The organism is Psychrobacter submarinus (assembly GCF_904846685.1).
GTDB lineage: Bacteria > Pseudomonadota > Gammaproteobacteria > Pseudomonadales > Moraxellaceae > Psychrobacter > Psychrobacter submarinus.
In genome coordinates this window covers 368651-392890 of the sequence record NZ_CAJHBQ010000001.1, presented here as the reverse complement: position 1 = coordinate 392890, position 24240 = coordinate 368651, and the positions used below count along the sequence as shown (strand labels likewise).

The 24240-nt window shown below is 44.8% G+C and carries 22 protein-coding genes; 11 read left to right on the top strand and 11 right to left on the bottom strand.

The genetic code is table 11. The annotated features are described in order from the left end of the window. The first annotated feature begins 110 nt into the window (after window positions 1–110). The 4 genes from JMY03_RS01795 (at window position 111) to JMY03_RS01780 (ending at window position 3126) form a co-directional block, all read left to right on the top strand. A complete protein-coding gene (locus JMY03_RS01795) occupies window positions 111–446 on the top strand; it encodes a c-type cytochrome (protein WP_201600491.1) in 336 nt (111 codons plus the stop codon). 298 nt (window positions 447–744) lie between these two features. Further along, entirely contained in the window at window positions 745–1413 is a 669-nt protein-coding gene (locus tag JMY03_RS01790; RefSeq protein ID WP_201600488.1) for a c-type cytochrome, read from the top strand. A 190-nt stretch (window positions 1414–1603) separates the two neighbouring features. Beyond that, the gene (locus tag JMY03_RS01785; protein ID WP_201600485.1) at window positions 1604–2767 is read left to right on the top strand and encodes a hypothetical protein; all 1164 of its coding nucleotides are present in this window, start codon (window positions 1604–1606) and stop codon (window positions 2765–2767) included. Next, the gene (locus tag JMY03_RS01780) at window positions 2755–3126 is read left to right on the top strand and encodes an RnfH family protein (protein WP_227675448.1); all 372 of its coding nucleotides are present in this window, start codon (window positions 2755–2757) and stop codon (window positions 3124–3126) included. The genes JMY03_RS01785 and JMY03_RS01780 overlap by 13 nt, the downstream gene beginning before the upstream one ends. On the opposite strand, the gene JMY03_RS01775 is transcribed toward JMY03_RS01780, so the two are convergent. Next, a complete protein-coding gene (locus JMY03_RS01775) occupies window positions 3123–3554 on the bottom strand; it encodes an outer membrane protein assembly factor BamE (protein WP_390879718.1) in 432 nt (143 codons plus the stop codon). The two genes, JMY03_RS01780 and JMY03_RS01775, sit on opposite strands and share 4 nt — an antisense overlap. Window positions 3555–3867: 313 nt before the next feature. Here JMY03_RS01775 and fur point away from each other — a divergent pair, with 313 nt between their 5' ends. Next, window positions 3868–4299, top strand: a complete 432-nt coding sequence (gene fur, locus JMY03_RS01770) for a ferric iron uptake transcriptional regulator (protein ID WP_201600479.1) — start codon at window positions 3868–3870, stop codon at window positions 4297–4299. An 88-nt stretch (window positions 4300–4387) separates the two neighbouring features. Here fur and JMY03_RS01765 read toward each other — a convergent pair whose 3' ends face one another. Beyond that, window positions 4388–5509, bottom strand: coding sequence for a PilT/PilU family type 4a pilus ATPase (locus JMY03_RS01765; protein ID WP_201600476.1), 1122 nt, complete (start codon window positions 5507–5509; stop codon window positions 4388–4390). 131 nt (window positions 5510–5640) lie between these two features. After that, complete coding sequence (locus tag JMY03_RS01760) at window positions 5641–6678, bottom strand: type IV pilus twitching motility protein PilT (protein ID WP_201602059.1); 1038 nt, start codon at window positions 6676–6678, stop codon at window positions 5641–5643. Window positions 6679–7335: 657 nt separating this feature from the next. Between JMY03_RS01760 and JMY03_RS01755 the strand changes: the two genes are divergently transcribed. Further along, window positions 7336–8046 carry a YggS family pyridoxal phosphate-dependent enzyme gene (locus JMY03_RS01755; RefSeq protein WP_201600473.1) on the top strand — a complete coding sequence of 237 codons (711 nt, stop codon included), beginning with the start codon at window positions 7336–7338 and terminating at the stop codon, window positions 8044–8046. Window positions 8047–8121: 75 nt separating this feature from the next. On the opposite strand, the gene JMY03_RS01750 is transcribed toward JMY03_RS01755, so the two are convergent. Both JMY03_RS01750 and JMY03_RS01745 read right to left on the bottom strand, forming a co-directional pair. Beyond that, entirely contained in the window at window positions 8122–8271 is a 150-nt protein-coding gene (locus JMY03_RS01750; RefSeq protein WP_265089609.1) for a transporter associated domain-containing protein, read from the bottom strand. 149 nt (window positions 8272–8420) lie between these two features. Beyond that, window positions 8421–10133 (bottom strand): NAD+ synthase, encoded by a 1713-nt coding sequence (locus JMY03_RS01745; RefSeq protein WP_201600469.1) that lies wholly within the window; start codon window positions 10131–10133, stop codon window positions 8421–8423. An 833-nt stretch (window positions 10134–10966) separates the two neighbouring features. On the opposite strand from JMY03_RS01745, the gene JMY03_RS01740 reads away from it, so the two are divergent. The 3 genes from JMY03_RS01740 (at window position 10967) to epmA (ending at window position 14366) form a co-directional block, all read left to right on the top strand. Continuing rightward, entirely contained in the window at window positions 10967–12103 is a 1137-nt protein-coding gene (locus JMY03_RS01740; RefSeq protein ID WP_201600466.1) for an AI-2E family transporter, read from the top strand. A 45-nt stretch (window positions 12104–12148) separates the two neighbouring features. Continuing rightward, window positions 12149–13255: a 4-phosphoerythronate dehydrogenase gene (locus tag JMY03_RS01735; protein WP_201600463.1), complete on the top strand. Its 1107-nt coding sequence runs from the start codon at window positions 12149–12151 to the stop codon at window positions 13253–13255. Between the two features lie 91 nt (window positions 13256–13346). Then, the gene (epmA, locus tag JMY03_RS01730; protein ID WP_227675447.1) at window positions 13347–14366 is read left to right on the top strand and encodes an EF-P lysine aminoacylase EpmA; all 1020 of its coding nucleotides are present in this window, start codon (window positions 13347–13349) and stop codon (window positions 14364–14366) included. A 72-nt stretch (window positions 14367–14438) separates the two neighbouring features. On the opposite strand, the gene JMY03_RS01725 is transcribed toward epmA, so the two are convergent. From JMY03_RS01725 to JMY03_RS01700, 6 genes are all read right to left on the bottom strand, one after another. Beyond that, window positions 14439–15077, bottom strand: a complete 639-nt coding sequence (locus tag JMY03_RS01725; RefSeq protein WP_201600456.1) for an NAD(P)H-binding protein — start codon at window positions 15075–15077, stop codon at window positions 14439–14441. 216 nt (window positions 15078–15293) lie between these two features. After that, entirely contained in the window at window positions 15294–15743 is a 450-nt protein-coding gene (locus JMY03_RS01720; protein WP_201600453.1) for a YaiI/YqxD family protein, read from the bottom strand. Continuing rightward, entirely contained in the window at window positions 15743–17092 is a 1350-nt protein-coding gene (locus JMY03_RS01715) for a 5-(carboxyamino)imidazole ribonucleotide synthase (protein ID WP_201600450.1), read from the bottom strand. The genes JMY03_RS01720 and JMY03_RS01715 overlap by 1 nt, the downstream gene beginning before the upstream one ends. A 207-nt stretch (window positions 17093–17299) precedes the next feature. Beyond that, window positions 17300–17845, bottom strand: a complete 546-nt coding sequence (gene purE, locus JMY03_RS01710; RefSeq protein ID WP_201600448.1) for a 5-(carboxyamino)imidazole ribonucleotide mutase — start codon at window positions 17843–17845, stop codon at window positions 17300–17302. 143 nt (window positions 17846–17988) lie between these two features. Next, complete coding sequence (locus JMY03_RS01705; protein ID WP_201600446.1) at window positions 17989–18933, bottom strand: metallophosphoesterase; 945 nt, start codon at window positions 18931–18933, stop codon at window positions 17989–17991. A gap of 82 nt (window positions 18934–19015) precedes the next feature. Continuing rightward, a complete protein-coding gene (locus JMY03_RS01700; RefSeq protein ID WP_201600444.1) occupies window positions 19016–19624 on the bottom strand; it encodes a rhomboid family intramembrane serine protease in 609 nt (202 codons plus the stop codon). A 494-nt stretch (window positions 19625–20118) separates the two neighbouring features. Here JMY03_RS01700 and JMY03_RS01695 point away from each other — a divergent pair, with 494 nt between their 5' ends. Then, a complete protein-coding gene (locus JMY03_RS01695; protein WP_201600442.1) occupies window positions 20119–21789 on the top strand; it encodes a hypothetical protein in 1671 nt (556 codons plus the stop codon). A gap of 361 nt (window positions 21790–22150) precedes the next feature. Beyond that, complete coding sequence (locus JMY03_RS01690; RefSeq protein WP_201600440.1) at window positions 22151–24223, top strand: OmpA family protein; 2073 nt, start codon at window positions 22151–22153, stop codon at window positions 24221–24223. The last annotated feature ends 17 nt before the right edge of the window (window positions 24224–24240 follow it).

The following is a 24240-nucleotide window of genomic DNA, read 5'->3' as shown; positions in this document are numbered from 1 at the left end:
GTCAGATGTACTATAAGTAAACAGGAGTACACTATATTAATATGACATATATTGTTACAATACTAGCAGATACAGTCGTAAAACAAACCATGCACCAAAGGAGGTGTCTGATGCGTTCATTACTCAAAACGGTTGCAAAGACCAGTCGTACTTTGGGCGGTAGTGTCACTGCGGTGATGTTAAGTGGCATGTTAATGAGTAGCCCCGCTATGGCTGATATTGCCACGACCTATGAAAATTCATGTGCCGCTTGCCATGATAGCGGTGCGCTGGGTGCAATAAAAAAAGGTGATAGTGCAGGTTGGGCTAAGCTAAAACAGCAAAAAGGAATGCCCGCCTTAGTCAGCTCAGTAAAAAACGGCATGATTCAGATGCCAGCGGGCGGCCTATGTGATGAGTGTAGTGATGATGATTATCGTCAATTAATCGATTATATGAGTCAATAAGATCCAAATCATGGCCTGTTATTGGCTTTTTAGGCGATTAATCTGGTGATAAAAACCCTGAGGTATAATGATTAAGTAGGCAAATCCATCAAAGTCTTGCTATAATAATCGCAAATAAACCCTGATGTTAGTAAGTACTTCTGGGCGGCTTGTAATTGACACCTAAGAGGTAACTCACTGTGCGGACAATACAGTACAGTGACTATTATGTATCGGATGTCTGTACGTAGATATCTGGCTTCTTTATATTACAAATACTCCAAGTAATGCTTACGCCGAGTTAGTAGGATTCGTATCAATGAAAAAGTTAATCGCTGCCGCCAGCTTATGTTTTGCAAGTTACAGCGTTCAAGCTGCTATTATCGTTCCTGAATATGACGCTAATGCCGGTAAACAAATCGCTGAAACAGTGTGTGCTGCCTGTCATGGGGTCGATGGAGTAAGTGTCGTACCTGCACAAGCTAACTTAGGTGGCCAGAACGTTAAGTATCTCTATAAACAATTGGTCAACTTCAAATCAGGCTACCGAGTCAATGGTATCATGCAGTCACAAGTGGCAAACTTGTCACAGCAAGATCTTGCTAACGTGGCGGGTTACTATTCTGAACAACCAGTGTGGAGCGTAGGGTTCGCTAATCCGGCGACCCATGAAGAAGCAACGAAGCTCTACTTAGGCGGTGATAAGTCGCGCGGCGTTATTGGCTGTGCCGGTTGTCATGGTCCTGATGGAGCGGGTAACTCTTGGGCTGCGTTTCCGCGCCTAGGCGGACAACATGCTGAGTATATCTCCAATCAGCTTAAACTGTTCCGTGCTGCTGGTCGTGAAGACGATGTCACCGGTGATGAGCAAAAGCGCTACAACGATGCGGATAAAGAAGGCGAAAAAGGCATGATGCAAATGGTATCGTCAAGACTATCAGACCGTGATATTCGCATTTTGTCAGATTACATTAGCGCGCTACACTAAAAGCTGTTGAGTAGATAGACTGAGTAAATCGCTTATTTTAGCTAGTAACTAGCAGATTATTAAACCCCGTTTTCGGGGTTTTTTTATAGCTGTTGAACCTTTACTATCTACTATCGATTCAATAATACCGTTTAAAGATGAGCGGATTTTTTGTACTATTACTAACCTTAGATTAGTTTGGATTGAGATTATGATGAGCCGCTATGCTTCTTATTTTATAGCAGCATTACTGCCGCTATTACTTTTTCGTTGGTTTGCACCGGACTTAGTAGGGCAGATTGATTTTTGGCTACTGTGGTTATTGGCGATGGTACTGGTGTCGCTACCCGTAGTGTATGCTGAGATTGCCTTAGCTTACCGCAGTGTCGAGGCACCATTGGCCGGAATGCAAAAGCTGACTCGGGAGGCAGACGCTAGCCCTATCTGGCGCGGCTTTGGCTGGCTGGCAGCAGTAGTGACTATCGTCATCGCTGCGCTGGTCATATCAGGTGCGAGCAGCGGCATGTTAGCCGCATTGACGGAGCTAAATAGTGCGCCTAATCTACCGCATTTTGCGGTGGCAGGCGGCTTAGTCGTCATAGTCGTGCTATTGAGTTTGCTTGGGGCCACGACTTTACCGATTGGCCTAGGACTTATTATCATAGGATTATTGCTAGGGTTTGCTAATGGCTTGCCAAGTATTGACTTTGCTATGACTAACATTACGCTCAGCGAATGGGCGCGCGCTGTCGCCTTGTCGTTGGTTAGTGTTGGCGCAGGTACAGGGCTGTATTGGTTTGGGCAGCATTTAGTCAGTAAAGCGTCTATAACTGCGGTATCTAGCGATCAGCAGAGCGGCTCATTTACCAATACTTCAACGTCTAGCCTCTCGACTGGCAGCGCGCAAACTAAGCTGCCAGCAACGAAGCGAGTATTACCGATTTGGATATTGCAGTTAGTGGTCGGGGTCGTCGCTTTATTAACGAGTGCCTTATCGTTACCACCTATAGGGCAGTTGTCTTATTGGTTTGGGGTGTTATTTGTCGCCAGTTATTTGCTGCATTATAGTACTCAGCAATTGGCGCATAAGTTTGGCTTGCTCGTCAGTCTCGTGCTCACGCTAGTATTAGTCGCGATCTTAGCGGTTGCAGTTCCGACGATATGGCTCGTGGGTTTATTAGTCATCGTCAGCAGTATCGCAGTACTGTTGCTATCGATCTTTGCGGGCTGGCAGATGAAGATTAGCCATTTACGTAAGGCTTTGAATTTTAGTAGCGAGGCACTATACAATCTTTGGCGTGTAGCGATACGTCTAGTGGTACCACTAGCAATGATATTGGCCTTCGTCGGTTGGGTGCTATCGTGGTCGAGCTAACGGATAAGAGCAGTGCTGCCGTTACGACGTCTTCTATGATTACCGTATACTTGGCGTATGCTGAAACCGCGCAGCGTCAACACTATAAACCGCTTACTGTAAAAGCGGGCACGACGCTATATGAGGCGTTAGCACAAGCAGGATGGCTATCGCAGTTTGCGGAGCTGGCAGTGTGGTGTGAGCAGATGATGGAGGTAGAAGTGCCAAAAGCTAAGCTTTGGCACGTTGGTGTGTACGCGCAAAAGCAGCCTCTAAGCTATCAGTTGCAAGCTTACGATCGCATCGAGGTCTATCGCAGCCTAAACGCTGATCCTATGTCTCAGCGTAAAAGCAAAAGCGTCGCGAAGTCATCTAACTAAGAGACGGGTAGTGAGTCAACCCCTTCGATACGAGTAACGATACCTTGCTCATCAAAATACACGATCAGATGCTGACTGGCATTTTTGACATCAGCAATGCCTTTACGCTTGCCTTCAGTGCCGGCCTGATAGTCATAAATATAATCCCAGCGATTAGGTGCAAGAGTATCTCGAATAGCAGGACTGCCTAGGATGTAGAGCACTTGGTTTTGATTCATACCTACTTGCAGTTTTTGCGCTTGCGTTTGGGTAATAGGTGTCCCTTGCGGCAAATCAATCGTATAGACGCTAAACAGCGAACAACCAGATAGGGCAACGCTAGCGCCCAAGGTCAATGCCAGTAGCCCTTTACGCAAAAAGGCTTTTGGTAAAGAGATTTTGCTAGAGGTTAAAAGATTTGGAGTACGAAGAACTTGCGACTTTATCATGGTAAGATGACTCATAAAAAATGGGTGGGGCACGGCGCATCGCCACTATGGCGACTCTAGCCGGCAATCTTGAACAAATGATACGTTATTTACTTGCAATTGCCTACCACTTACGACATTATTTACGCAGTTCTTGGGGTTGCTTTTAATGATTTATAGTGTAAATTCATGAGCTTGCGTTAAGGTTGCTAGGTAATGCTAGCGACTGATAACTACATTATTTCGGCTTTAAATCATCAGTATAAGGCTAACTACTTTTAATAATGATTTCTTTATTCTTATTTGTTAAGACTTAACAGTCAGAAGGGATATTATGACGATTACCAATCAAGAATTACGTAAAGCGGGGTTAAAAGTAACCTTACCGCGTGTGAAAATATTAGAGCTGCTTGAGCAGGCAGAACGTCATCATATGAGCGCAGAAGAGGTCTATAAAGCGCTGATTGAGCAAGGAGAAGACGTTGGTCTAGCGACCGTATACCGAGTGCTAACTCAGTTTGAGCAAGCTGGCATTGTCGAGCGCCATAATTTTGAAAATAACTTATCAGTGTTTGAGATCACCCAAGAGAAGCATCATGATCATCTGGTGTGTGATATCTGCGGCAAAATCGTTGAGTTTCATAACGAGGTCATCGAAGAAGAGCAGCTCAAAGTAGCGAAAGAGCACGGCTTTAAGTTATCAGGCCACTCTTTAGTGCTGTACGGCATTTGTAATAATCAAGCATGCCAAGACAACGCTAGATAGCTGATATCCATGCAGCAAAAAAGCAGCATCTCCTTTTAGTGGCTTATCTTAAAAAGGTAAGCTGCTTTTTTGTGTGCTTTAAATAAAACTAGCTGTTATTTAAAGACAAGCTCTCACTGTTGTCGGTGAAGCTGCGTTTATTCTTTTTGCTATTGAGCTTAATCTGTAGGCGCAAATCATTCGGGGAGTCGGCGTGTTTAATCGCTTCTTGGTACTCTATCTCTCCATTTTCGTATAAGTCGAATAGCGCCTGATCAAAGGTCTGCATCCCGCTATCACGTGAGCGAGTCATGACATTTTTTATCTCATGAATCTCACCCTTACGAATATAATCACTGACTAATTGCGAGTTTAGCAGTATTTCAATCGCTGCGCGACGACCTTCACCATCGACAGTAGGAATGAGCTGCTGCGCGACAATACCTTTTAGGTTAAGCGATAGATCCATAAAGGTCTGCGTATGGCGCTCGCTTTCAAAAAAGTGAATGATACGATCGATGGCTTGGTTGGCGTTATTGGCATGTAAAGTGGCAAACACCAAATGTCCTGTCTCGGCATATTGAATGGCGTAGCTCATCACTGTTGGGTTACGAATCTCACCGATCAAAATAACATCTGGCGCTTGGCGCAGAGTGTTTTTTAGCCCTGCTTCAAACGAGTGCGTATCGATACCCACTTCACGCTGAGTGATGATACACCCTTGATGCTCATGCACGAACTCAATAGGGTCTTCAACGGTGATGATATGGCCGTGCGAGTTTTTATTACGGTGGCCTATCATCGCCGCTAAAGTGGTAGATTTACCAGTACCGGTAGCGCCTACTAATAAGATAATACCGCGTTTTTCCATTGCCAATTCTTTTAAAGAAGCGGGGAGACCCAGCTCTTCAACGGTTGGAATCTTGCTTTCAATCTTACGCAGAACCATGCCCGCCATATCGCGCTGCACAAAAGCACTGACCCGAAAGCGCGCTTGCTGTGCTTCATCGGTAATGGCAAATTGACACTCGTTGGTGCTTTCAAACTCTTGTTGCTGACTGCCCGTCATGACGCTTTTGACTAGCTTCATGGTTTGCTCGCCATTGAGCGGTGTTTTACCAATCGGAAAAATCTGGCCATTGACCTTCATAGAAGGGGCGACATCAGCGGTAATAAACAGATCGGAACCGTTTTTTGCAATCATGAGTTGCAGCAGTTTTTCGAAGTCCATGGTTTTCCCAAACTATAATAATAAAATTAAAAATCTCTAAGTTAAAAAGCTATATAAATCCTTTCGCAATCTCTGTTACTCATTAGCCAGTTACTGCCTAGTCTCGCAAGATACTGTGACGGCTGTATGCGCTATAAAAAAGTCTCAGGCTGCTTGGCATAAGGGCGCGCTACCTCTCGCGATATCGTACCTCGGCTGACTAAATTCTTTAGAGTTTGATCAAGAGTAATCATACCGTCGCCAGCACTGGTCTGAATCGACGAGTACATCTGGGCGATTTTATTTTCGCGAATCAGGTTACGAATAGCAGGGGTCCCAAGCATAATCTCGTGGGCCGCAATACGGCCGCCAGTCTGACGACGTAGCAAGGTTTGTGAGATGACTGCTTGTAGAGACTCTGATAGCATAGCGCGAATCATGTCTTTTTCAGCAGCTGGGAAAACGTCAATGACCCGGTCAATAGTCTTCGCCGCTGAGCTGGTATGCAAAGTGCCAAACACTAAATGACCGGTTTCAGCCGCGGTAAGTGCCAGCCGAATAGTCTCAAGGTCACGTAGCTCACCGACCAATATCACGTCGGGATCTTCACGTAAGGCGGAGCGTAGTGCTGGCTCGAAACCTAAGGTATCGCGGTGCACTTCGCGCTGATTGATTAAGCTTTTTTTAGACTGATGCACAAATTCGATAGGATCTTCGATAGTCAAGATATGCTCTTTACGAGTCTCGTTGATATAATCGATCATCGCAGCTAAGGTCGTTGATTTACCAGAGCCTGTCGGACCGGTGACCAAGACAATACCGCGCTTAAAGTCTGAGACTTTTTTGAATATATCCCCCATGCCTAAATCTTCTAGAGTCAAAACAGTCGAGGGAATCGTCCGAAATACGGCTCCTGCGCCGCGGTCTTGATTAAAAGCGTTAACCCGAAAGCGTGCTAAATTGGGTATAGCAAAAGAAAAATCCGTCTCAAAAAATTCTTCAAAGTCAGCGCGCTGCTTATCATTCATGATGTCATAAATGAGCTGATGCACGACTTGATGACTCATCGCCGGCATATTGATGCGTGTCATCTCGCCATCGACTCGAATCATCGCTGGCATTCCTGCTGAGATATGTAAATCAGAGGCTTTGTGCTTGATGGTGAACTGCAATAAGTCTTCGATACTTATAGCGCTTTTTTCAGTCATGATAGGGCTTTCCTATTGATCAGTTCTTGGCAATCAGTTTTGTATAACCAGTACAATTAAGATAAGCGACTCATACGCTTACGTTAATTCGTGTAACAATATCATAACAAGACTAGGCTTATATAACCATCTGCTATATGAATAAAATGCAAAAATAGATTAGGGCGTGTTGAACATTCAAATGTGGCACTGGCGGCGGCTATTTTTCAGGCAATACGCAGTGAAATTTTCGAAGCCTAGTCATTCTAGGATAGATAATTTCGCCATGTATTGGCAAAAAAGAGCCCCGCCCCGAAGGGCTGATGCTAAAATCACCCCAAACGGTGTTGTAAACCTAGCTAAGGCCTCGACATTATCGTCGGTTTACGCCTAGTTTGGTGCGATTTTATCTATCAGCAGTCCTAATATTTGAATGTTCAACACGCCCTAATTTGATATATTTAGCTTATCTTGGTCTATAGTCTATTAAAAATAAAACTGTCATCAATTCAAATGCGCTACTGGTATAAATTTTTTTTGCGTGCTGCTATCACAGAGGCTGCGGAAAATTCACTTCAGTAGCGCTATAACACTTTTAAATTGAGTTTACTATAAGATGCGAAAGACACCTTTAAAATGTTTACAACACCTGAGTGACTTATGAATACTGATAATCGGGCAACTGATGAATTGATAAATAACTGGCAACAAGTCAACGCAGAAGTGGCAGAGGCGTGCAAGCAAAGCTCTCGCCATATAGATGATGTCAAGCTGCTAGCTGTTTCAAAGACCAAACCTGTAGAGAGGATAAAAGCTCTAGCGCAGAGAGGGCAGCGCGACTTTGGTGAGAACTATCTACAAGAAGCGCTGGAGAAAATCACTCAACTGCGAGCAGAGGCGGAGGCAGAAGATATCGTTTGGCATTACATTGGCAGTATTCAGCGTAATAAGACCCGTGATATCGCTGAGCATTTTGATTGGGTACAAACGCTTGAGCGTGACATTATTGCCAAGCGCTTAAATGATCAGCGCCCTGATAATATGACAGCCCTTAACGTCTTAATTCAGCTCAATATCGATGACGAGGAGAGTAAGTCTGGATGTACGCCTGAGCAGCTACCAGAGCTGATAGCGACTGTTAAGGGGTATGAGCGCTTACAATTGCGCGGCCTGATGATTATCCCTGCCAAAGCGGATACCGATGCTTTTGCTCGCACCAAGCAGCTGTTTGATGAGGTGCGACAGGCTCATCCAGAGCTGAGCTCATGGGACACCCTTAGCATGGGTATGAGCGCTGATATGACCGAGGCGATAGCAGAGGGTTCAACGATGGTACGCGTTGGCAGCGCTATTTTTGGCGCGCGTGATTAGAGTCTCTACGGTGAAGTACCGTTATTGTTATTGAGTAACGTCATCAAGCATTATTTTAGCGTTGTTTTAACATTATTACTGAGTATCGTCATCCAACTTAGTGACCAGCAACTGATTGATTTTTAGATGCTGTGTCGCCAAAATCTCAAAGCGATAATTGGTATATTCAATCGTATCGGTCTTTTTTGGGATTTTACGCAGCATATACATCATAAAGCCGCTGATGGTTTCGTGTTAGCACGCTCATGACGTACTCGGATATAAAATGATAGATAAGTAGGGAATAAACCAAAAAACTTATTTATAAAAACTAAAAAAGCTGGGCAAGCACCCAGCTAATGATAAAAGTGAGACGACTGTTTTAACAAGCGGGCTTAGCCTTTAATAGACCATTTATTAACCAGTGGATAACGGCGTTCACGGCCAAAGGCTTTGTGACTGACCTTAGTACCGATTGGCGCTTGTAGCCGCTTGTACTCGCTATTATCTACCATCTTGATCGTCTTGGCGACAAGCTGTGCCTCAAAGCCTTTATCGATAATTTCTTGATAGCCCATGTCTTCATCAATATAAAGGGTCAAGATAGCATCTAAGGTATCGTAGTCAGGCAAGCTGTCTTGGTCTTTTTGATCAGGGCGCAGCTCAGCCGATGGCGGACGCGTAATGACGCGCTCAGGAATAACAGGCGTGTCCTCCAAGCGGTTGCGGTAACTGGCTAAGTCATAAACTTGTGATTTGTACACGTCTTTTAGCACATCAAAGCCGCCTGCCATATCACCGTATAAAGTTGAGTAGCCGACCGCCAGCTCCGACTTATTACCGGTAGTAATGACCAAATGCCCAAACTTATTGGACAGTGCCATCAAGATAACGCCGCGAGCGCGCGCTTGGATATTCTCTTCGGTCGTATCGGCCGGTGATTTGTTAAATAAAGGCGCTAGCGTATGGCGAATGCCTTCAACAGCATCGAAGATCGGGCAGACGGTATAAGAGACGTTTAAGCGGCGCGCTTGTGCTTGCGCGTCCTCCAAGCTGATCTTTGAGGTGTACTCATAAGGCATCATCACCGCATAGGCTTTGTCCGCACCTAGCGCATCAACGGCGATGCATAAGGTCAGTGCTGAGTCGATACCGCCTGATAAGCCAATAATTACCCCAGTAAATCCTGAGTGATTGACATAGTCGCGTAGACCAACGACTAAGGCTTGATACATCTCAGACTCACGGCTTAGGCTCAAGGGCGCTTTTTGCTGAGTGTCAAATTTTGCAGTGCTGACATCTAGGCTGGCCAATAATAGCTGCTCCATAAATCTTGGCGCTTCGTGAGCGATAGTGCCGTCTGCTTGCACCACCATCGAGCCGCCATCAAAGACTAAGTCGTCTTGGCCACCGACAGCATTGACATATAAAATGGGCAACTGCTGCTCGCTGCTGCGTTTGGCTAGCATGGCCTTACGGTTGTCTTGTTTATCAAGCTCGAAAGGCGAGGCGTTAAGGCTAATGACCAAATCAGCGCCTTGTTTTTTGAGATCGCTGATAGGCGCTTTTTCCCATAAGTCTTCACAGATGAGCAGACCAATAGTGAGACCTTTGTAGTCGAATAAAACCTGATTACGGCCTTTATCAAAGTAACGGCGCTCATCAAAAACGCCGTAGTTTGGCAGGATTTGCTTGTGATAAAAGCCCTTTTGATGACCATTATGTAAGATAGCTGCTGAGTTAAAAGTACCATGATGATCGACATGAGGATAGCCGACAATCATCACAATGTTTTCGATATCACTGAGCGCCGATAGTGCGCTTTTGACTCGCCCTGAAAGGCTAGGGCGCAGTAATAGATCTTGCGGCGGATAGCCAAGCAAGGCCAGCTCCGGAAAGATAATGACATCAGCGCCTTGTTCTCGAGCTTCGATGGCCAGTTTGCGCATTTTATCGGTATTGGTATTGATATCGCCGACTAAAAAATGCGATTGCGCCAACGCAAAAGTGACATTGCCGGCAGCATTATTGACACCCGTGTCAGCATTCGCTTGGGCATCATTAACTCCGCCTTTGTCAGCAGAATTTGAGTTGTTGTCTTTTGACATTGTTATTTTCCTATAGATATATTATCTGAATAGTGAATGGTTATAAGTCGAGCAAAATAAAAAATGCATTGTTATTTTTTTTGGGTTGCACTCAGGGTTAGGGCTGTTATTTGCCAGCAAAACTGCTAAGCTAAAATCATTATAATTAAGCTTTTGACATCTAAAATACTAGATGCAAAAGCAGAATAACCCTAGCGCTACTCTTTAAAAGCCATCTTATCGAGGGATCGTCTGAGAGCAGTTAAAAAACGAGCACAATGCCTTTAGTATAACATCAATTACCAGGCCTAAGAGAATGCTGCGGTCATTTAGCCTAGTAGATGACTGACTAGTGTTCATGATAAGAATTACAGGTTGGGTTAGATTTATCGGCTAGTTGCGCTTGTTTTAGAGGTATTATCCTTTATCAAAAATACAGCTCCTCTTTAGTTTTAAGCAACCTCAGGCATAAAATTGTAAGTAAAAATTACAACATACTATTACTGTTCTGTAGAGGCTTATTGCATAATAGCTATCGACGATTAGGCTTGTGCTCTTACACATTATGAATAAAAGGCTTAAGCTTTTAATAAGTAAAAATCCTTCATTAAAAAGCTATTGGCTACTTCTTAATAGTTATCCTATTTGTAGTATCGTCAGGTAGCACTTTGGCTAAGATAGCGCTAGCGGGTTTATAAATAAGTACTGGCAGTACTGGCGTGCGAAACAGCAAACATACCTTATTAAGTCTGTCTTTATGAGCGCTATACTTTTTAGCAGTGTCATATCGTTATATTTATACATTTTACGATAAAAATCTCGCGGTTTTTATGGTGCCTTCTTGGTTGATAGCTATGATTGAAAACTGGACAAAAGAGTTTATTATTCAGCGCTTGCTGGCGATAACGCTGTTAGTGGTATTGTTCATTCTGTGCTTTCAGGTGATACAGTTTTTTATCATACCTGCGCTATGGGCGGCCATTTTAGCTTACGTCACTTTTCCTATTTATAAGTTTTTTAATGAAAAGGCGAAGTTTAGCTCAGGCGTTAGCGCCGGCATTATGACGGTTAGCATCAGCTTAATCATAGGCGTGCCTTTGCTGGTTGGGGTGTTTATCTTGCAGCAAGAAGCGCTGAGCTTGTATAGTAATATCATCTACCGCGTGAAGGCGGGCTATCTAGATGTGCCAGATGCGATCAAAGACTTGCCGGTGATTGGTCAGCAGATTAAAGACATTCTTTGGAGTATCAATAAAAACCCTGAAGGCGCGCTTGAAGCGTTTCGAACTTGGATACAGTCGCATTTGTACTATGGTAAAGTGGCATTTGATGTTGTGTTCAGTAGTTTAGCGAAGCTTGGTATGGCACTGATGACGCTGTTTTTCTTCTACCGCGATGGTAATAGCTTGATGCGCCAAATCAGACAGGCGCTGCGTAATATCATCGGTAACCGTATCGATGGCTATATCGACTCTGTCGGTACCACGACACAGGCAGTAGTCTATGGCATTGGCTTGACGGCATTGGCGCAGGCTTTGCTCGCCGGTATTGGTTATTACTTCTCTAATTCTCCGAGCCCTATCTTATTAACGATTATCACCTTTATCGTAGCTTTGATTCCTTTTGGTACACCATTTGCGTGGGGAGCGGTGTCGATTTGGCTGTTAAGCCAAGGTCACACGACAGAGGGTATTGGGCTAGCGCTGTGGGGCATACTGGTCATCAGCTGGGTCGATAATTTGATTCGGCCGATTGTTATTAGCGGCGCGACTAAGATTCCTTTTATTATTATTTTTATTGGCGTATTAGGCGGCTTGACTGCTTTTGGTTTTGTTGGTCTATTTATTGGCCCAGTCGTGCTAGCTATCGGTTTGGCTGTATGGCGAGAGTGGATTTCTAATCATAAAAATGAGATCTTTGCCTCGCAAGATGTGGTACTGTCAGGTGATGGCGTTGTCGCGCTAATAGATAAGCCGGATAGCAAAAGCTAAAACGCGCGGTAAACTTATACTCCCTATCTTAAAAGAAGCCTAACGATGTCTAATGCTAAAGCTGATAAAACGGCTACTTTGACTATCATTGCCGATAGCAACATCGCAAGCCTTGATGAGTTTTTTAATGCGCAGACGCTTGGCAAAAACACTCAGCAAACGGTCAACATCATTCGCGTAGCAGGGCGTGAGATTGACGCGCAATTGCTCGCTACCCATCAGCCCGACGTGCTGTTAATCCGCTCTGTCACGCCTATCAATGAGTCGCTATTAGCGGATAATCGTAGCGTGACATTTATCGGTTCGGCTACTATCGGCACTGATCATGTTGATCAGGCCTATCTGAGCGCGCGTAATATTCATTTTGCGAATGCAGCAGGCTCTAGCAAGCATTCAGTGGCCCAATATGTGCTCACCGCGATTTTGACTTTGCGGCCAGAGTACTGGTCTAAGAGCATAACCTTAGGGATTATCGGTTTAGGTAATATCGGCAACACATTGGCGCAATACGCTACTGACTTAGGCTGGCAAGTGCTCGGCTATGACCCTTTATTGCCGCCGTCGAAGTTCAATAATGCAAGCTTTGAGCAAGTGCTACAAAGCAATGTTGTCAGCTTGCATGTGCCTTTAACGGATAAAAAGACTAGCGACTATCCCACCTACCATATGATCGATATGGCAGCTTTGCAGAAGATGCCTACCGATACGTTACTTATCAATAGTGCCCGTGGACCGGTAGTTGAAGCGACAGCGTTAGCAGCGGATATCGAGCGTAGCCATCGGCAAGTGGTGCTCGATGTATTCGAGCATGAGCCGCAGGTGGCTGAGTCATTACTCGGCAAGCTTGCTATCGCCACACCGCACATCGCTGGCTATAGCCTAGAAGGTAAACTACGCGGTACGCAAATGATCTACGATGCGCTATGCGATGAGCTCAAAATTACACCTTCTCAGTCTATGCACAATTTGCTGCCAGATAACCTATATCTGTGGTCAGAGCTAAAAGCCAATCCTGATAAACTAAATAGATTCTACGATATCAAACAAGACGATGAGCAGCTGCGCGCGACAGTTAAGGATGGGCAAGTAAATGGCCATGACTTTGACCAGCTCAGGCGCGACTATCATCTGCGCCGTGAATGGCAGTCATAGCCCAAGTAAAGTCGCCATAAAATAGTAACCAGTTAACATTCAATGAGCATTGAAAATAGCCGATTAGTAGTAAACAATAATGAGTATCACTATGTCAGATGATAGGCGCACTGATAAGCCCGCTTACGCCCCAACCATGACCTTAGAGATGGCGCGTAGGCGTGGGCAGATGCTAGTGGCGACTCGTCAGTTTTTTGCTCAGCGCCAAGTGTTAGAAGTACAGACACCGCTCCTCTCACAAGCGGCAAACACCGATACTTTTTTGCAGTCGGTTGCTGCTCGGGTCACTTATCAAGATAAACCGCGACCCTTTTATTTGCATACTTCTCCTGAATTTGCGATGAAGCGTTTACTTGCCAGCTGGCAAGTGGCGATTTATCAGATTTGCTCGGTATTTCGGGACAACGAAATCGGCTCGCGGCACAATATCGAGTTTACGATGCTAGAGTGGTATCAGCCGCACTATAGCTTGAACGATTTAGCTGAAGAGTTGGGCAAGCTGCTAGAAGCGCTGTATGGCTATCCGGTTATTATGAACCATTACCGTTACATTGATGCGTTTATGGATCATGTCGGTATTCATCCGCTAAGCGCTAGCCTTGAGGCGCTAAAAGCGGTAGCAGAAGATAAGGGACTGGCGAATATAGATATCGCGCCGCCAGAGCCACTTGCGGTAGATAGCGAAGAGATGCGGCAAGGCTGGCTTGATCTGTTGTTTAGTCATCTCGTGGAGCCTAAGCTCGGTCATGATTTGCCCACACTGATTATCGATTATCCGCCCGCTACAGCGGCGCTAGCCAAAACCTGTCTCGATAAAGAAGGTAACCTGATTGCCAAACGCTTTGAGCTTTATATAGACGGTATTGAGATTGCGAATGCTTATGATGAGCTAGCAGATGGGCAAGCTTTGAGGGAGCGTTTTGAGGCGGATAATAGGCAGCGCGTAGCGCATGGTTTGGCGCAGATGCCGATAGATGAGTACTTACTAGCAGCTTGCGATGATTTGCCGCCGTGTAGCGGCATAGCGTTAGGAGTAGATAGACTGCTTATGGTGCTCACTGGCGCTGACAAGCTCTCAGAGGTGATCGCGTTGCCAAGTGGTTTGGCGTAAATAAGAAAAGGATAAGTTCAATAACTTATCCTTCTTTATCAAATTGCTCTTGTTTTAGACAAACGCTAGCGTTTATACACTGGCAATCGCTTCTTTGATAGCGGTCTCGCCATTTTGAATGTTAAAGACCTTTTTGCTAGTATTATCGGCATTTAATACCGCAACCAAAGTCGCTGCGACATCTTCGATAGCATTTTCACCGGCTTCATCTTTGTCGATAGCGATTTTGCCTGTGCCAGCTCGCTCTTTTAGCGCACCTGCCTGCACGATAGTATAATCAAGGCTACTATCATTGACCAACCACTGATCGGCGTAGTGCTTACCGATATAATAGCCTTTTAGATCTTTAATGCCTTCGTTATCCCACTTGCTGGTGTCTAAAGAAAACACAGTGCTGAGCATGATATAGCGCTTAATACCTTTGTCTTGCACCGCTTGCATTGTCTTTACCGCACCATGCAGATCCACTTCTAATATCTCTTTGCCGCCGGAACCTGCCACGAAGTATACCGCTTCTATATCATCCTCTAGCTGCTGCTGGATGCTATCTTTGTCAGCCATAATATCTAAATCTAGCTGAGTGTAATTATCATCAGAGAACAGCTGCTCTTCTTGACGAGTGGTACCGATGACTTGATGATTCTCGGCTAGCAGTTGTTTGACTAAGTCACTACCAACACGGCCACTAGCGCCTATTACTAAAATTTTCATATACTATCCTATTTTTATTGATTAATTTTCTTAAAATTTTAAATTTTGAATCTTGTTTAAGTGTTTACTTTGTTTAAATATTTTAAGAAATTAAAACTAGCATAACAAAAATAGATAGTATCTTGAGTGAGCGCAAGTGCCTATTACATAGTGTTTGGTAGCAGAGTGTATACGCTTTGCAAAACAAGCAAGTCATGTAAAAACTTGCTTGGAGCTTTAGCGTACCAAACGATTCAGACCGTCGGCAAAAGCTTTTTTGTCGCGCTCGCCATAAGGTTTTTGACCACTCATCTCTTGTAGCTCTAACATTCCCGTACCGCGCATGGTATCCATAAAGTCGCGCATATTGAGCTTTTGCTTGATGTTGTTTTTATCATAAATCATCCCGCGCGGGGTCAAAACCATTCCGCCTTTCTCGAGTATGTCATTCGCTAAAGGAATGTCGCTAGTGATAGCCAAATCACCTGCCTGAATCTGCTCAACGATATAGTCATCGGCTTTATCAAAACCATGCGGCACGACCGTCATTAAAAGCAGCGGTGATTTACGCAGCTTAATGGGTTGGTTGGCGACAAATATCGCCATGGTTTGCGTGCGCTCAGCGGTCTTGATAATCAAGTCTTTGGCAACGATTGGCACCGCATCAGCATCCACCCAGATCTGCATTATTTTTTGACCTTGTGATTGGTTTCTTTAACTGTAGGACTGCTATTAGTAGCAGCGGTTTCGCTAGCTGCTGAAGTGGTTTGCGTCTTATCCTTACTTATAGCGCTAGCCTCAGAGTTTGCGTCTTTAGTGTTAGCGGCTAGTTCGGTGGTTTTATCTAATCCGACTTTGTTTGGCAATACTGTGACAAGCTTAGCTAAAGCAGGGTCTAGATCAGCCACGTCGTTTGGCATCAAGGTAATATGAGCGATTTTACGATCTTCACGCTCTTCTTTATGATAGCTGTGATAGTGCGCGCCATCGATAGCGAGCGCGTCCTTGATATCAGGGTATTGTCCTAAAACATTGACCATAATCGCTGGATGGATATTGTCAGTATCGCCCAATGGCAAACCTACGACTGCACGGATATGATTCTCAAATTGACTAGTAATCGCCCCCTCAATGCTCCAGTGTCCAGAGTTGTGCACGCGCGGCGCGATCTCATTGGCTAGCAGATAGTCGTGACCTTGCGCGTCTTTACTGACGAAAAGCTCAAGCGCCATGACGCCGACATAGTCGAGATGATTCATCAGCGTAGTCATCGCCGCTTTTGCCTTAGGAAATAAGTGGCTTGTGCCGACAGCTGGCGCTCGAGTCTTGGCGAGTATACCGTGATGATGATGGTTTTCTACCAGCTCATAACAGCGCACCTCTCCTGCTTGTCCACGCGCTGCAATGATCGACACCTCGCGGCTAAAGTTGATAAAGCCTTCAGCGATCAGCGGTGCAGGAGTAGGGGTGAGACTACCTTTACCCGATACCGCGTCTTTGAGCGCTTGCCAAGCTGCTTTAATGTCGCTGTCTTCTTTGATGACATATTGACCTTTGCCATCATAGCCGCCGCGGCTGGTCTTCAAAACGATAGGCAGCCCTAAGTCTTGGCAAGCTTGCTGCAGCTCGGCTAATGAATGTACGGCCCTAAACGGCACTGTGGCGATATCTAGCTCATTGAACATCTGCTTTTCTTTTAGGCGATCTTGCGCGACATCTAGAGCGATAGGAGGCGGGAACATGCCTTTGTTTTTGCCTGATTTTGCTAGATTGGCGAGCTTCTGTACGGTTTGTGCCGGTGTGTTCTCAAACTCGAGAGTAAAGACGTCAGCGGCGGCGATAAAGTCCTCTAGCTGTTCGCTATGATAAACCGTACCGTAAAGGCTGGCTGGACAAGCAGCATTGTCCTCCAAAAACACACACTGATAGCCAAGCGGCAGAGCAGCTTCAGCGAGCATCATGCCCAGCTGGCCACCACCTAAGATACCGATGGTACGAATAGTTTGAGAAGTAGGATAGGCATTAGCGGTGGTCATAACAGGCTCTTTTATTTAGCAATGGGTACAGTGAGTTGGGTTTTCTAGGGATTTAAAATAAGCGATTTGGATCAGAGTAAAAATAAGAAAAGGTGCGCTATCGTTATAGGCACCTTAGGTTTAGTTAAACGCATCTGATAATAAATATCAAGTGAAACGACTGAAAAAGCGATTTTCTAATCATTTAGCTGCTTTGTACACTAACTATCAGCTATTAATGATACCAGGCGTTGGGCTAGCTAAGATAGTCTGTGTTTGCTGCTCTCTAAGCTCATGTAATTTATTAGCGATTGCTTCATCATGTAGCGCTAGTATTTGAATAGCTAATAACGCAGCGTTATAAGCGCCCGCGGTACCAATGGCTAAAGTGCCGACAGCGACACCCTTTGGCATTTGTACGATAGAGAGCAGACTATCCCAGCCGCTAAGCATAGAGGACTTCACCGGTACGCCCAATACGGGTAGGGAGGTTTGACTAGCGCACATACCAGGCAGATGCGCTGCGCCGCCTGCGCCTGCAATGATCACCTGTAAGCCTTGGTCTTTGGCACTTTTAGCGTAGTCAAATAACCTATCTGGCGTACGATGAGCGGAGACCACTTCACAAGCAAAGGCAATATCGAAATCCGCTAATAGCTGCGCGGCCGCGCTCATAGTGGCCCAATCAGACTGCGAGCCCATAATGATACCGACTTTTGGCTGACCAGCTGGGGAGGCAATAGGGCTTGGTTGTTCGACAGGTGGTGTGCTCATGATGCAATATCCTCAAAAAGCCCATCATACAAAAGTTTCCCTACTGCCGTAAAGACAAGTTTTTATAATAAGCTGATAGATGTAAATGATAAGGTTTTCGGCTTTATTAACGCTAGTAGACTTAGTAATGAACTATAAATCATCTACTCATGACGGTATTGCACAAAATTAGCATTATCTAGCGGCAATGGCTGCTCAGTATCGAGCTGATAGCACGTCAAGTAGCCACTATCGACTGCCGCTGAATAATCGATACAGACTACCTGCGGGCTCAGCAGCTGCGGCTCACCGGTTAGCCAGTAGTGACCCACAAATACAGGCTTATCGGTCTTGAGGGCGAAGTCGATATTTTCAGCTAGCGCATCTTTTGGGATTTGCGCCAAGCCTGATTGGGGTGCCCGTGCTACTTCATGAAGGGTTTTTTTATTCAGCTCATCAAGCCACCAACGTACGCGCACTCGTGAGCGCTCAGTGCCCTCTTTATCAACCATGACTAAACCCTCGGGTAGCGGCGTCTCTACCCCTTTTAACACCCGCTCTAGGGCGTCAAAATGTACACTAGGCTGCTGCGAGGTCATGACCAACGCATTTTTTGTTAGGCAATTATCAGCGGTCAGCAAGGGTTTGAGTATCGCCATACTATCAACATCCCAGCAAGCATGGACAAAACAGGCGTAGTCAGTCTCAAGCCAAAGCGGAATCTCATAGAGGCGCTCAAGCCAATAGTGGTGGCTGGCAGAGTCAAACGGCGCTTCTGCCAAAAATGCCTCATGCTGGCGAGTATGCAGCTCAGTATGCGAGCGCAAATACTGAGCCTCGTTATAAGGATCAAGCGTTGCATAAGCCAGTGCATTGTATTCATGATTACCCATGACAGCGTCAGCAACATCAGCATCGAGCATCGCAAAGACGATCTCGAGCGTCCGTAGTTGCTGCGAGCCACGGTCAATCAAATCACCAATAAATAAGGCGCGGTGGTTGGCAGGTGGTACATAATACTCACCATTATGCACATAACCCAACTGAGTCAATAACCCAGCAAGTTTATCTGCATAACCATGAATATCACCAATAATATCTATAATCATAACGGCTAATCTAACTTATCTAATCTGTATAAGACTCAACTAAAAGCGTCTACTACTATAAAGTGTGTAAAAGTAATCCACTCTAAAACCCAGGCGAGAGAAGAGCGTTTATAAAGTGAAGTAGTATCCGCGGCTCTAAGATAATAGTCGCAATCACCCCAAAAGCGCCGCCCCACATATGTGCCATGTGATTGATATTAGAGCCGCCGCGCTTGTTGGCATAAATGCTATACGCCACATAAGCCACAGCAAACAAAATAGCAGGGATAGGGACGATGGCAAACAAATAAATCATATCCCATGGCGCTAATAAAATATAGGCAAACAGCACCGCTGACACCCCGCCCGAAGCTCCTAAGCTCAAATAACTAGCGCTGTTCTTATTCTTCAGGTAGCTTGGTATCATCGCCACTATGATAGCCAAGATATAAAAAGCGATAAACCCAAAGCCGCCTAAAAAAGGTTGATATAAGCCCTCAATGGCACGCCCAAAAAAGTACAAGGTAAACATGTTAAACAGCAAATGCATGCTATCTGCATGGATGAAACCATGAGTGACGAAACGGCCCCATTGACCATCAGTGATCGCTGGCGGATAAAAAATAAGCCGATTAAATAGGGCTTTATTTTGCCAAGCTAACAAGCTGACAATGACCGTAACGATGATAATAAGAGTGGTATGATTTAGCAAAAGACAATCCTTAGGCAACGCCTGATGGATAAAAATATAAATAAGTGGCAAATAGATGACACTAAAATCAATACCAAAATGGCTCAGCAAAAAACGAATAGAGGCCAAAAATTATGCTTTAATAATGATTGAATAGTAATGACAGGCATCTGCTTGTTCATACTGAGCAGCACAAGTTATATCACAAAGTATATAGTCGTCACCATATAAAAAACTCTTCATTGACTATAAAAGCGCAGTAACGTTTTCTTAAAGTTTTTTATCTTTTCATGTTCGTACTAGCTATCGCTTATATATACTTCATCTTAAGGTCTTTGACGATAAATCACAATTACCTGTCAGATGAATTTACATAGCTATACAAATTATGTTTTATAGGCGCGGCACATAATAATAGTATTGTGATGACCTAGTAATGTTACCTAGTAACGATACCTAGTGGTTCCTAAATTAAACTTCTATCACTCTTTTTTAACCTTAGTAAAGATGACTTTATGACTATTATCGAACAGCTTGAGCAAAGTGTCAGTTTGCCCTTATTAGGAGCAGAGCAAAACATTGCTCATATCAGCTTATTAGAGCAGTTTTATGCACTACTGATTGCGCGTCTGGCTCAACCGCAGGTTTATACCCAGCTGCTACAAGCGGCTGAGCTGCCAACTCCAGTAGCCTTAACAACCACTGAGTTATCGACAGCCGATACAGCAGCGAGCTCTTTATTCCATGAGCTATGGCAAGACCCAGACCAGCGCAAGCGTATTATCGACCAATTAGCTGCAACACATCACCTTGATGAGAGTACCACGATAGCACTGATCACAAGCGCGAGCGTTTTGTCTTACCATGAGCTCAAAATATTAGCTGATGGTCAGTATTTACCGGCGTTTTTGCAGCAGCGGCAGGTAGAGATTCGTCATTATTTGCCAGTTTGGGCAGAGTCAGTATTGCTAGAGGAGAGGGCAGATAGTGGCTCTGATTCGATTTTGGATTCTAATTTAGGATGGAGCTCAGACTCTGACAGCGTTAGTAGTGAGTCAAACTCTGATAAAGTCGCTACTACAACGATAGAATCTAGCAAGCCTGCATCTACAATAGCTGCAACGGCTACAGAAGACCCTAGTGAGGCAAGCAGCGTACCACCGTCTATAGCGATTGATAACAGCGCTCATAGTCATAGCGTCAGTCAATTTAGGCAGACTCATAAGCGTAATAACAGACGTGATTTATTATGGCGTTTGCTGTTATTAGTCGCTGCGATAGCAGCTTTGGCACTCATATGGGTGTTGGTAATTCAGCCAAATTATATCAGCTCAGCCAGTACAGATGAGTCAATAAGCGTAGAGCCGGACGCGGCAGTTACTGATACAGTTAATGAGACAGTCACTGAACCCGTCGCTGCGCCATTGATGCCAGCCGAGCTACTGATTGCTGTTGATAATAGTGGTCAGCTGTATACTTGTAAGGGTGTCGCTGGCAGTGCGGCGCTACAAGAAGCGCTGAGTCAAGCGCTAGTGAGAAGCTTTGGCGAGCAAGCGAGTATTTGTGAATTACAGCAACAACCAAGTGTCGCAGATAGCCTGACTGCCGTTGATATAGAGCTGCTACCGAGTCTTTTTACCTTGCTAAAGTCGGCGCCATTTGCGCGATTACAGCTACAAAACGACATCATCACCATAGAGTCGCCTGATAATCGCTTATCACAGCGTCTGCTCACCGATATGCGCGCTTTAGCACCGAAGGCTAACATCACGACTAATACCGGCTTTAACGCGGTAGAGAACCCAGTAACAGCAGGCGAGGAAGGGACATTATTCGCGAATAATGCTGAGTGGCAAAACGAAACGCAGGACAATGATAGCTACAATATTCCATCTGTAGTCAATGACAGTAATAGCTCAAGTAATGATAATACTAACCTTATCCCTGGTGACGCGAACAATATCAATAACACTGTCAGCAGCAACACGAACAAGAACGCAAGCAATAGTACTTATACGGGTATTCATTCTAATCAAAATAATAACTTGCCACCCAGACCTATAGCCAATACTCAAGCGATAGATGGCATGTCTGCAGCAGAAGTGGACGACCTGGCTAACAGCATTATCGTCGCTGAGCGCTTAGATAATGAGTCTCGAGTTGAGACAGATATTGGTTCTAACTGATATTGAGGCTTATTTTAATCGTTACAATGTAAAATATTCTGTCCAAATAGTCACCAAAGTTACGCTTCATACTTGAAACATTACTTAATGTATCATTTGTACAACAGCGCATTTATTGTGATATTTAGGCGCCTACTTCTATACTGTCTTTAGTAAAAATAAATAGCCATATCGTCATGTTCTATATCGTTAATCGAACTACTAAGATTAAGAATGTCTAAGATTAAAACATCAACGATGTGAAAAACAGTAATACGATAAATTTTAAGGACAGTTGGCTTAATAGAGATTAGCTCATTAAAGATAAGTCAAATCATATAATTTTTATAAATGAGATCATAATAATTGGAGAGAGCTTCTTATGGATATTATCAGTCATTTAACCCGCACGGTTACTCCTGCAGTACTTGGGGATGACAACAACCCTGCGAAGAGAAACTTATTAGAGCAGTTTTACGCCATCTTTGCCGCGCGTCTAGCGGATAAAGACACTTATGGGCGTTTTGCTAATGAAAACATCGCTCAAGACGATCAAGGCTTTTACGATAGAGTATGGACGGATGGTAGTCACCGTGACCAAATCTCTCGTGAGCTTGCAAGTCAGCATAACGTTGACGCAACAGCGTCTCGTGGCCTAATCGCTATGGCGGCACCGCTCGCTTTTCATGAAATCAAAAGCTTAGCTGGTAATACGCCTGTACCACAGTTTTTGAATGATAATTTGTCAAATTATCAGCATCATATTCCAGCGTGGGCGGCAGGTGTCGTTCCGGCAGGTATGGTCGCTAGTGCGCCGGCCGGTGAGCGTATCTCTAATACCACAAGTACTGCGCCATTGGTTCGTGAAGAAAAAAAGAGCGGTAGCTTTATGAAAGCGCTACTGCCTATCATAGGTTTGATTATTCTAGGTGCTCTAGCTTGGGCGCTACTCAGAGGGTGTCAAGAAGACCCAGCTCCAGTAGCGACGCCAGTGGCGACTGAAGAGGTGGCAACTGATGAGCAAACCGTTGTAGCCGCTGATATTGAGCCAGCTTCACTAACGTTATCTACTGGTGAAGCAAACACTCTATATGCTTGCCGCATGAATGTAGGTGACGAAGCGCTACAGACGAATGTTATGAATGCGCTATCTAATACCTTTGGCGCTGAGGCTGACAAGTGCCGCGCTGATGTTGATGATAGCTTTGCCGCTGATATGCCAGCCGCTGCGCAATTGTCTTCGATATTGCCTATTTTCCAAAGCGTACCAGATGCCAATATGGTCATCAAAGGTGAAGAGATTATCGTGAACGCCGCAGATGAAGGGGTACTTGACCAGTTAGTGAATGATCTGCAAGCTGCTGCGCCTGGTATGACAGTGAGCGCCGAAGGTCCGCTAGATCTGCAAGGCGAGGCTGATATTGAGCCAGCTTCACTAACGTTATCTACTGGTGAAGCAAACACTCTATATGCTTGCCGCATGAATGTAGGTGACGAAGCGCTACAGACGAATGTTATGAATGCGCTATCTAATACCTTTGGCGCTGAGGCTGACAAGTGCCGCGCTGATGTTGATGATAGCTTTGCCGCTGATATGCCAGCCGCTGCGCAATTGTCTTCGATATTGCCTATTTTCCAAAGCGTACCAGATGCCAATATGGTCATCAAAGGTGAAGAGATTATCGTGAACGCCGCAGATGAAGGGGTACTTGACCAGTTAGTGAATGATCTGCAAGCTGCTGCGCCTGGTATGACAGTGAGCGCCGAAGGTCCGCTAGATCTGCAAGGCGAGATTGATGGTAGCTTAGTCGCTACTGATACTGCGATGAATAATCTAAGTGAAAACCCAGATCCAAGAGATGTCGCTCGCGCTTTAAGCTTGCAAGTTATTAACTTTGAGCTTGATAAAGCAATCATTCCGGATGTTAATAAACCTTATCTTGACCGCGCTGCTCAATTGATTACAAACACCCCAGATGTGGAGCTGATGATCATCGGACATACAGATAAACTCGCCTCTAACGCTTATAATATGGAGTTATCGCAAGAGCGTGCCAATGCTGTAAGAGAGTACTTAGTCTCTAAAGGCGTCGATGCAAGTAAGCTTTCAACCAAAGGTATGGGTGAGACGGATCCGGTAGCAACTAATGCTACTGAACAAGGTCGTTTCCGTAACCGCCGTATCGAATTTAGTGTTTATGATGAGAGTATGGCTGCAGATAATAACGCAGTAACAGTAGGTGATACTCAAGAGATGGATGCTAATATGGATCCAGACTTGAACCCATTAGATGCTAATAATGATGATGTCACAGTAGATGGTGATGATCGTATGTTAGATGCTGATGGCACACTGGCGGATCCAGATCTAAATCCATTAGATAATAATAATGATGATATCTTACCTGATAGTGATGATCCAAGTCAGGGAATTGATTTAGATCCAACGAATTAATAGATACGTCTTATTTT

What these genes read in the sequence shown, in the direction of transcription:
- JMY03_RS01795 (WP_201600491.1), top strand. Translation starts at nt 111, where the DNA reads ATGCGTTCATTACTCAAAACGGTTGCAAAGACCAGTCGTACTTTGGGC.
- JMY03_RS01790 (WP_201600488.1), top strand. Translation starts at nt 745, where the DNA reads ATGAAAAAGTTAATCGCTGCCGCCAGCTTATGTTTTGCAAGTTACAGC.
- JMY03_RS01785 (WP_201600485.1), top strand. Translation starts at nt 1,604, where the DNA reads ATGATGAGCCGCTATGCTTCTTATTTTATAGCAGCATTACTGCCGCTA.
- JMY03_RS01775 (WP_390879718.1), bottom strand. Translation starts at nt 3,554, where the DNA reads ATGATAAAGTCGCAAGTTCTTCGTACTCCAAATCTTTTAACCTCTAGC.
- fur (WP_201600479.1), top strand. Translation starts at nt 3,868, where the DNA reads ATGACGATTACCAATCAAGAATTACGTAAAGCGGGGTTAAAAGTAACC.
- JMY03_RS01765 (WP_201600476.1), bottom strand. Translation starts at nt 5,509, where the DNA reads ATGGACTTCGAAAAACTGCTGCAACTCATGATTGCAAAAAACGGTTCC.
- JMY03_RS01755 (WP_201600473.1), top strand. Translation starts at nt 7,336, where the DNA reads ATGAATACTGATAATCGGGCAACTGATGAATTGATAAATAACTGGCAA.
- JMY03_RS01745 (WP_201600469.1), bottom strand. Translation starts at nt 10,133, where the DNA reads ATGTCAAAAGACAACAACTCAAATTCTGCTGACAAAGGCGGAGTTAAT.
- JMY03_RS01740 (WP_201600466.1), top strand. Translation starts at nt 10,967, where the DNA reads ATGATTGAAAACTGGACAAAAGAGTTTATTATTCAGCGCTTGCTGGCG.
- JMY03_RS01735 (WP_201600463.1), top strand. Translation starts at nt 12,149, where the DNA reads ATGTCTAATGCTAAAGCTGATAAAACGGCTACTTTGACTATCATTGCC.
- epmA (WP_227675447.1), top strand. Translation starts at nt 13,347, where the DNA reads ATGTCAGATGATAGGCGCACTGATAAGCCCGCTTACGCCCCAACCATG.
- JMY03_RS01725 (WP_201600456.1), bottom strand. Translation starts at nt 15,077, where the DNA reads ATGAAAATTTTAGTAATAGGCGCTAGTGGCCGTGTTGGTAGTGACTTA.
- JMY03_RS01720 (WP_201600453.1), bottom strand. Translation starts at nt 15,743, where the DNA reads ATGCAGATCTGGGTGGATGCTGATGCGGTGCCAATCGTTGCCAAAGAC.
- JMY03_RS01715 (WP_201600450.1), bottom strand. Translation starts at nt 17,092, where the DNA reads ATGACCACCGCTAATGCCTATCCTACTTCTCAAACTATTCGTACCATC.
- purE (WP_201600448.1), bottom strand. Translation starts at nt 17,845, where the DNA reads ATGAGCACACCACCTGTCGAACAACCAAGCCCTATTGCCTCCCCAGCT.
- JMY03_RS01705 (WP_201600446.1), bottom strand. Translation starts at nt 18,933, where the DNA reads ATGATTATAGATATTATTGGTGATATTCATGGTTATGCAGATAAACTT.
- JMY03_RS01695 (WP_201600442.1), top strand. Translation starts at nt 20,119, where the DNA reads ATGACTATTATCGAACAGCTTGAGCAAAGTGTCAGTTTGCCCTTATTA.
- JMY03_RS01690 (WP_201600440.1), top strand. Translation starts at nt 22,151, where the DNA reads ATGGATATTATCAGTCATTTAACCCGCACGGTTACTCCTGCAGTACTT.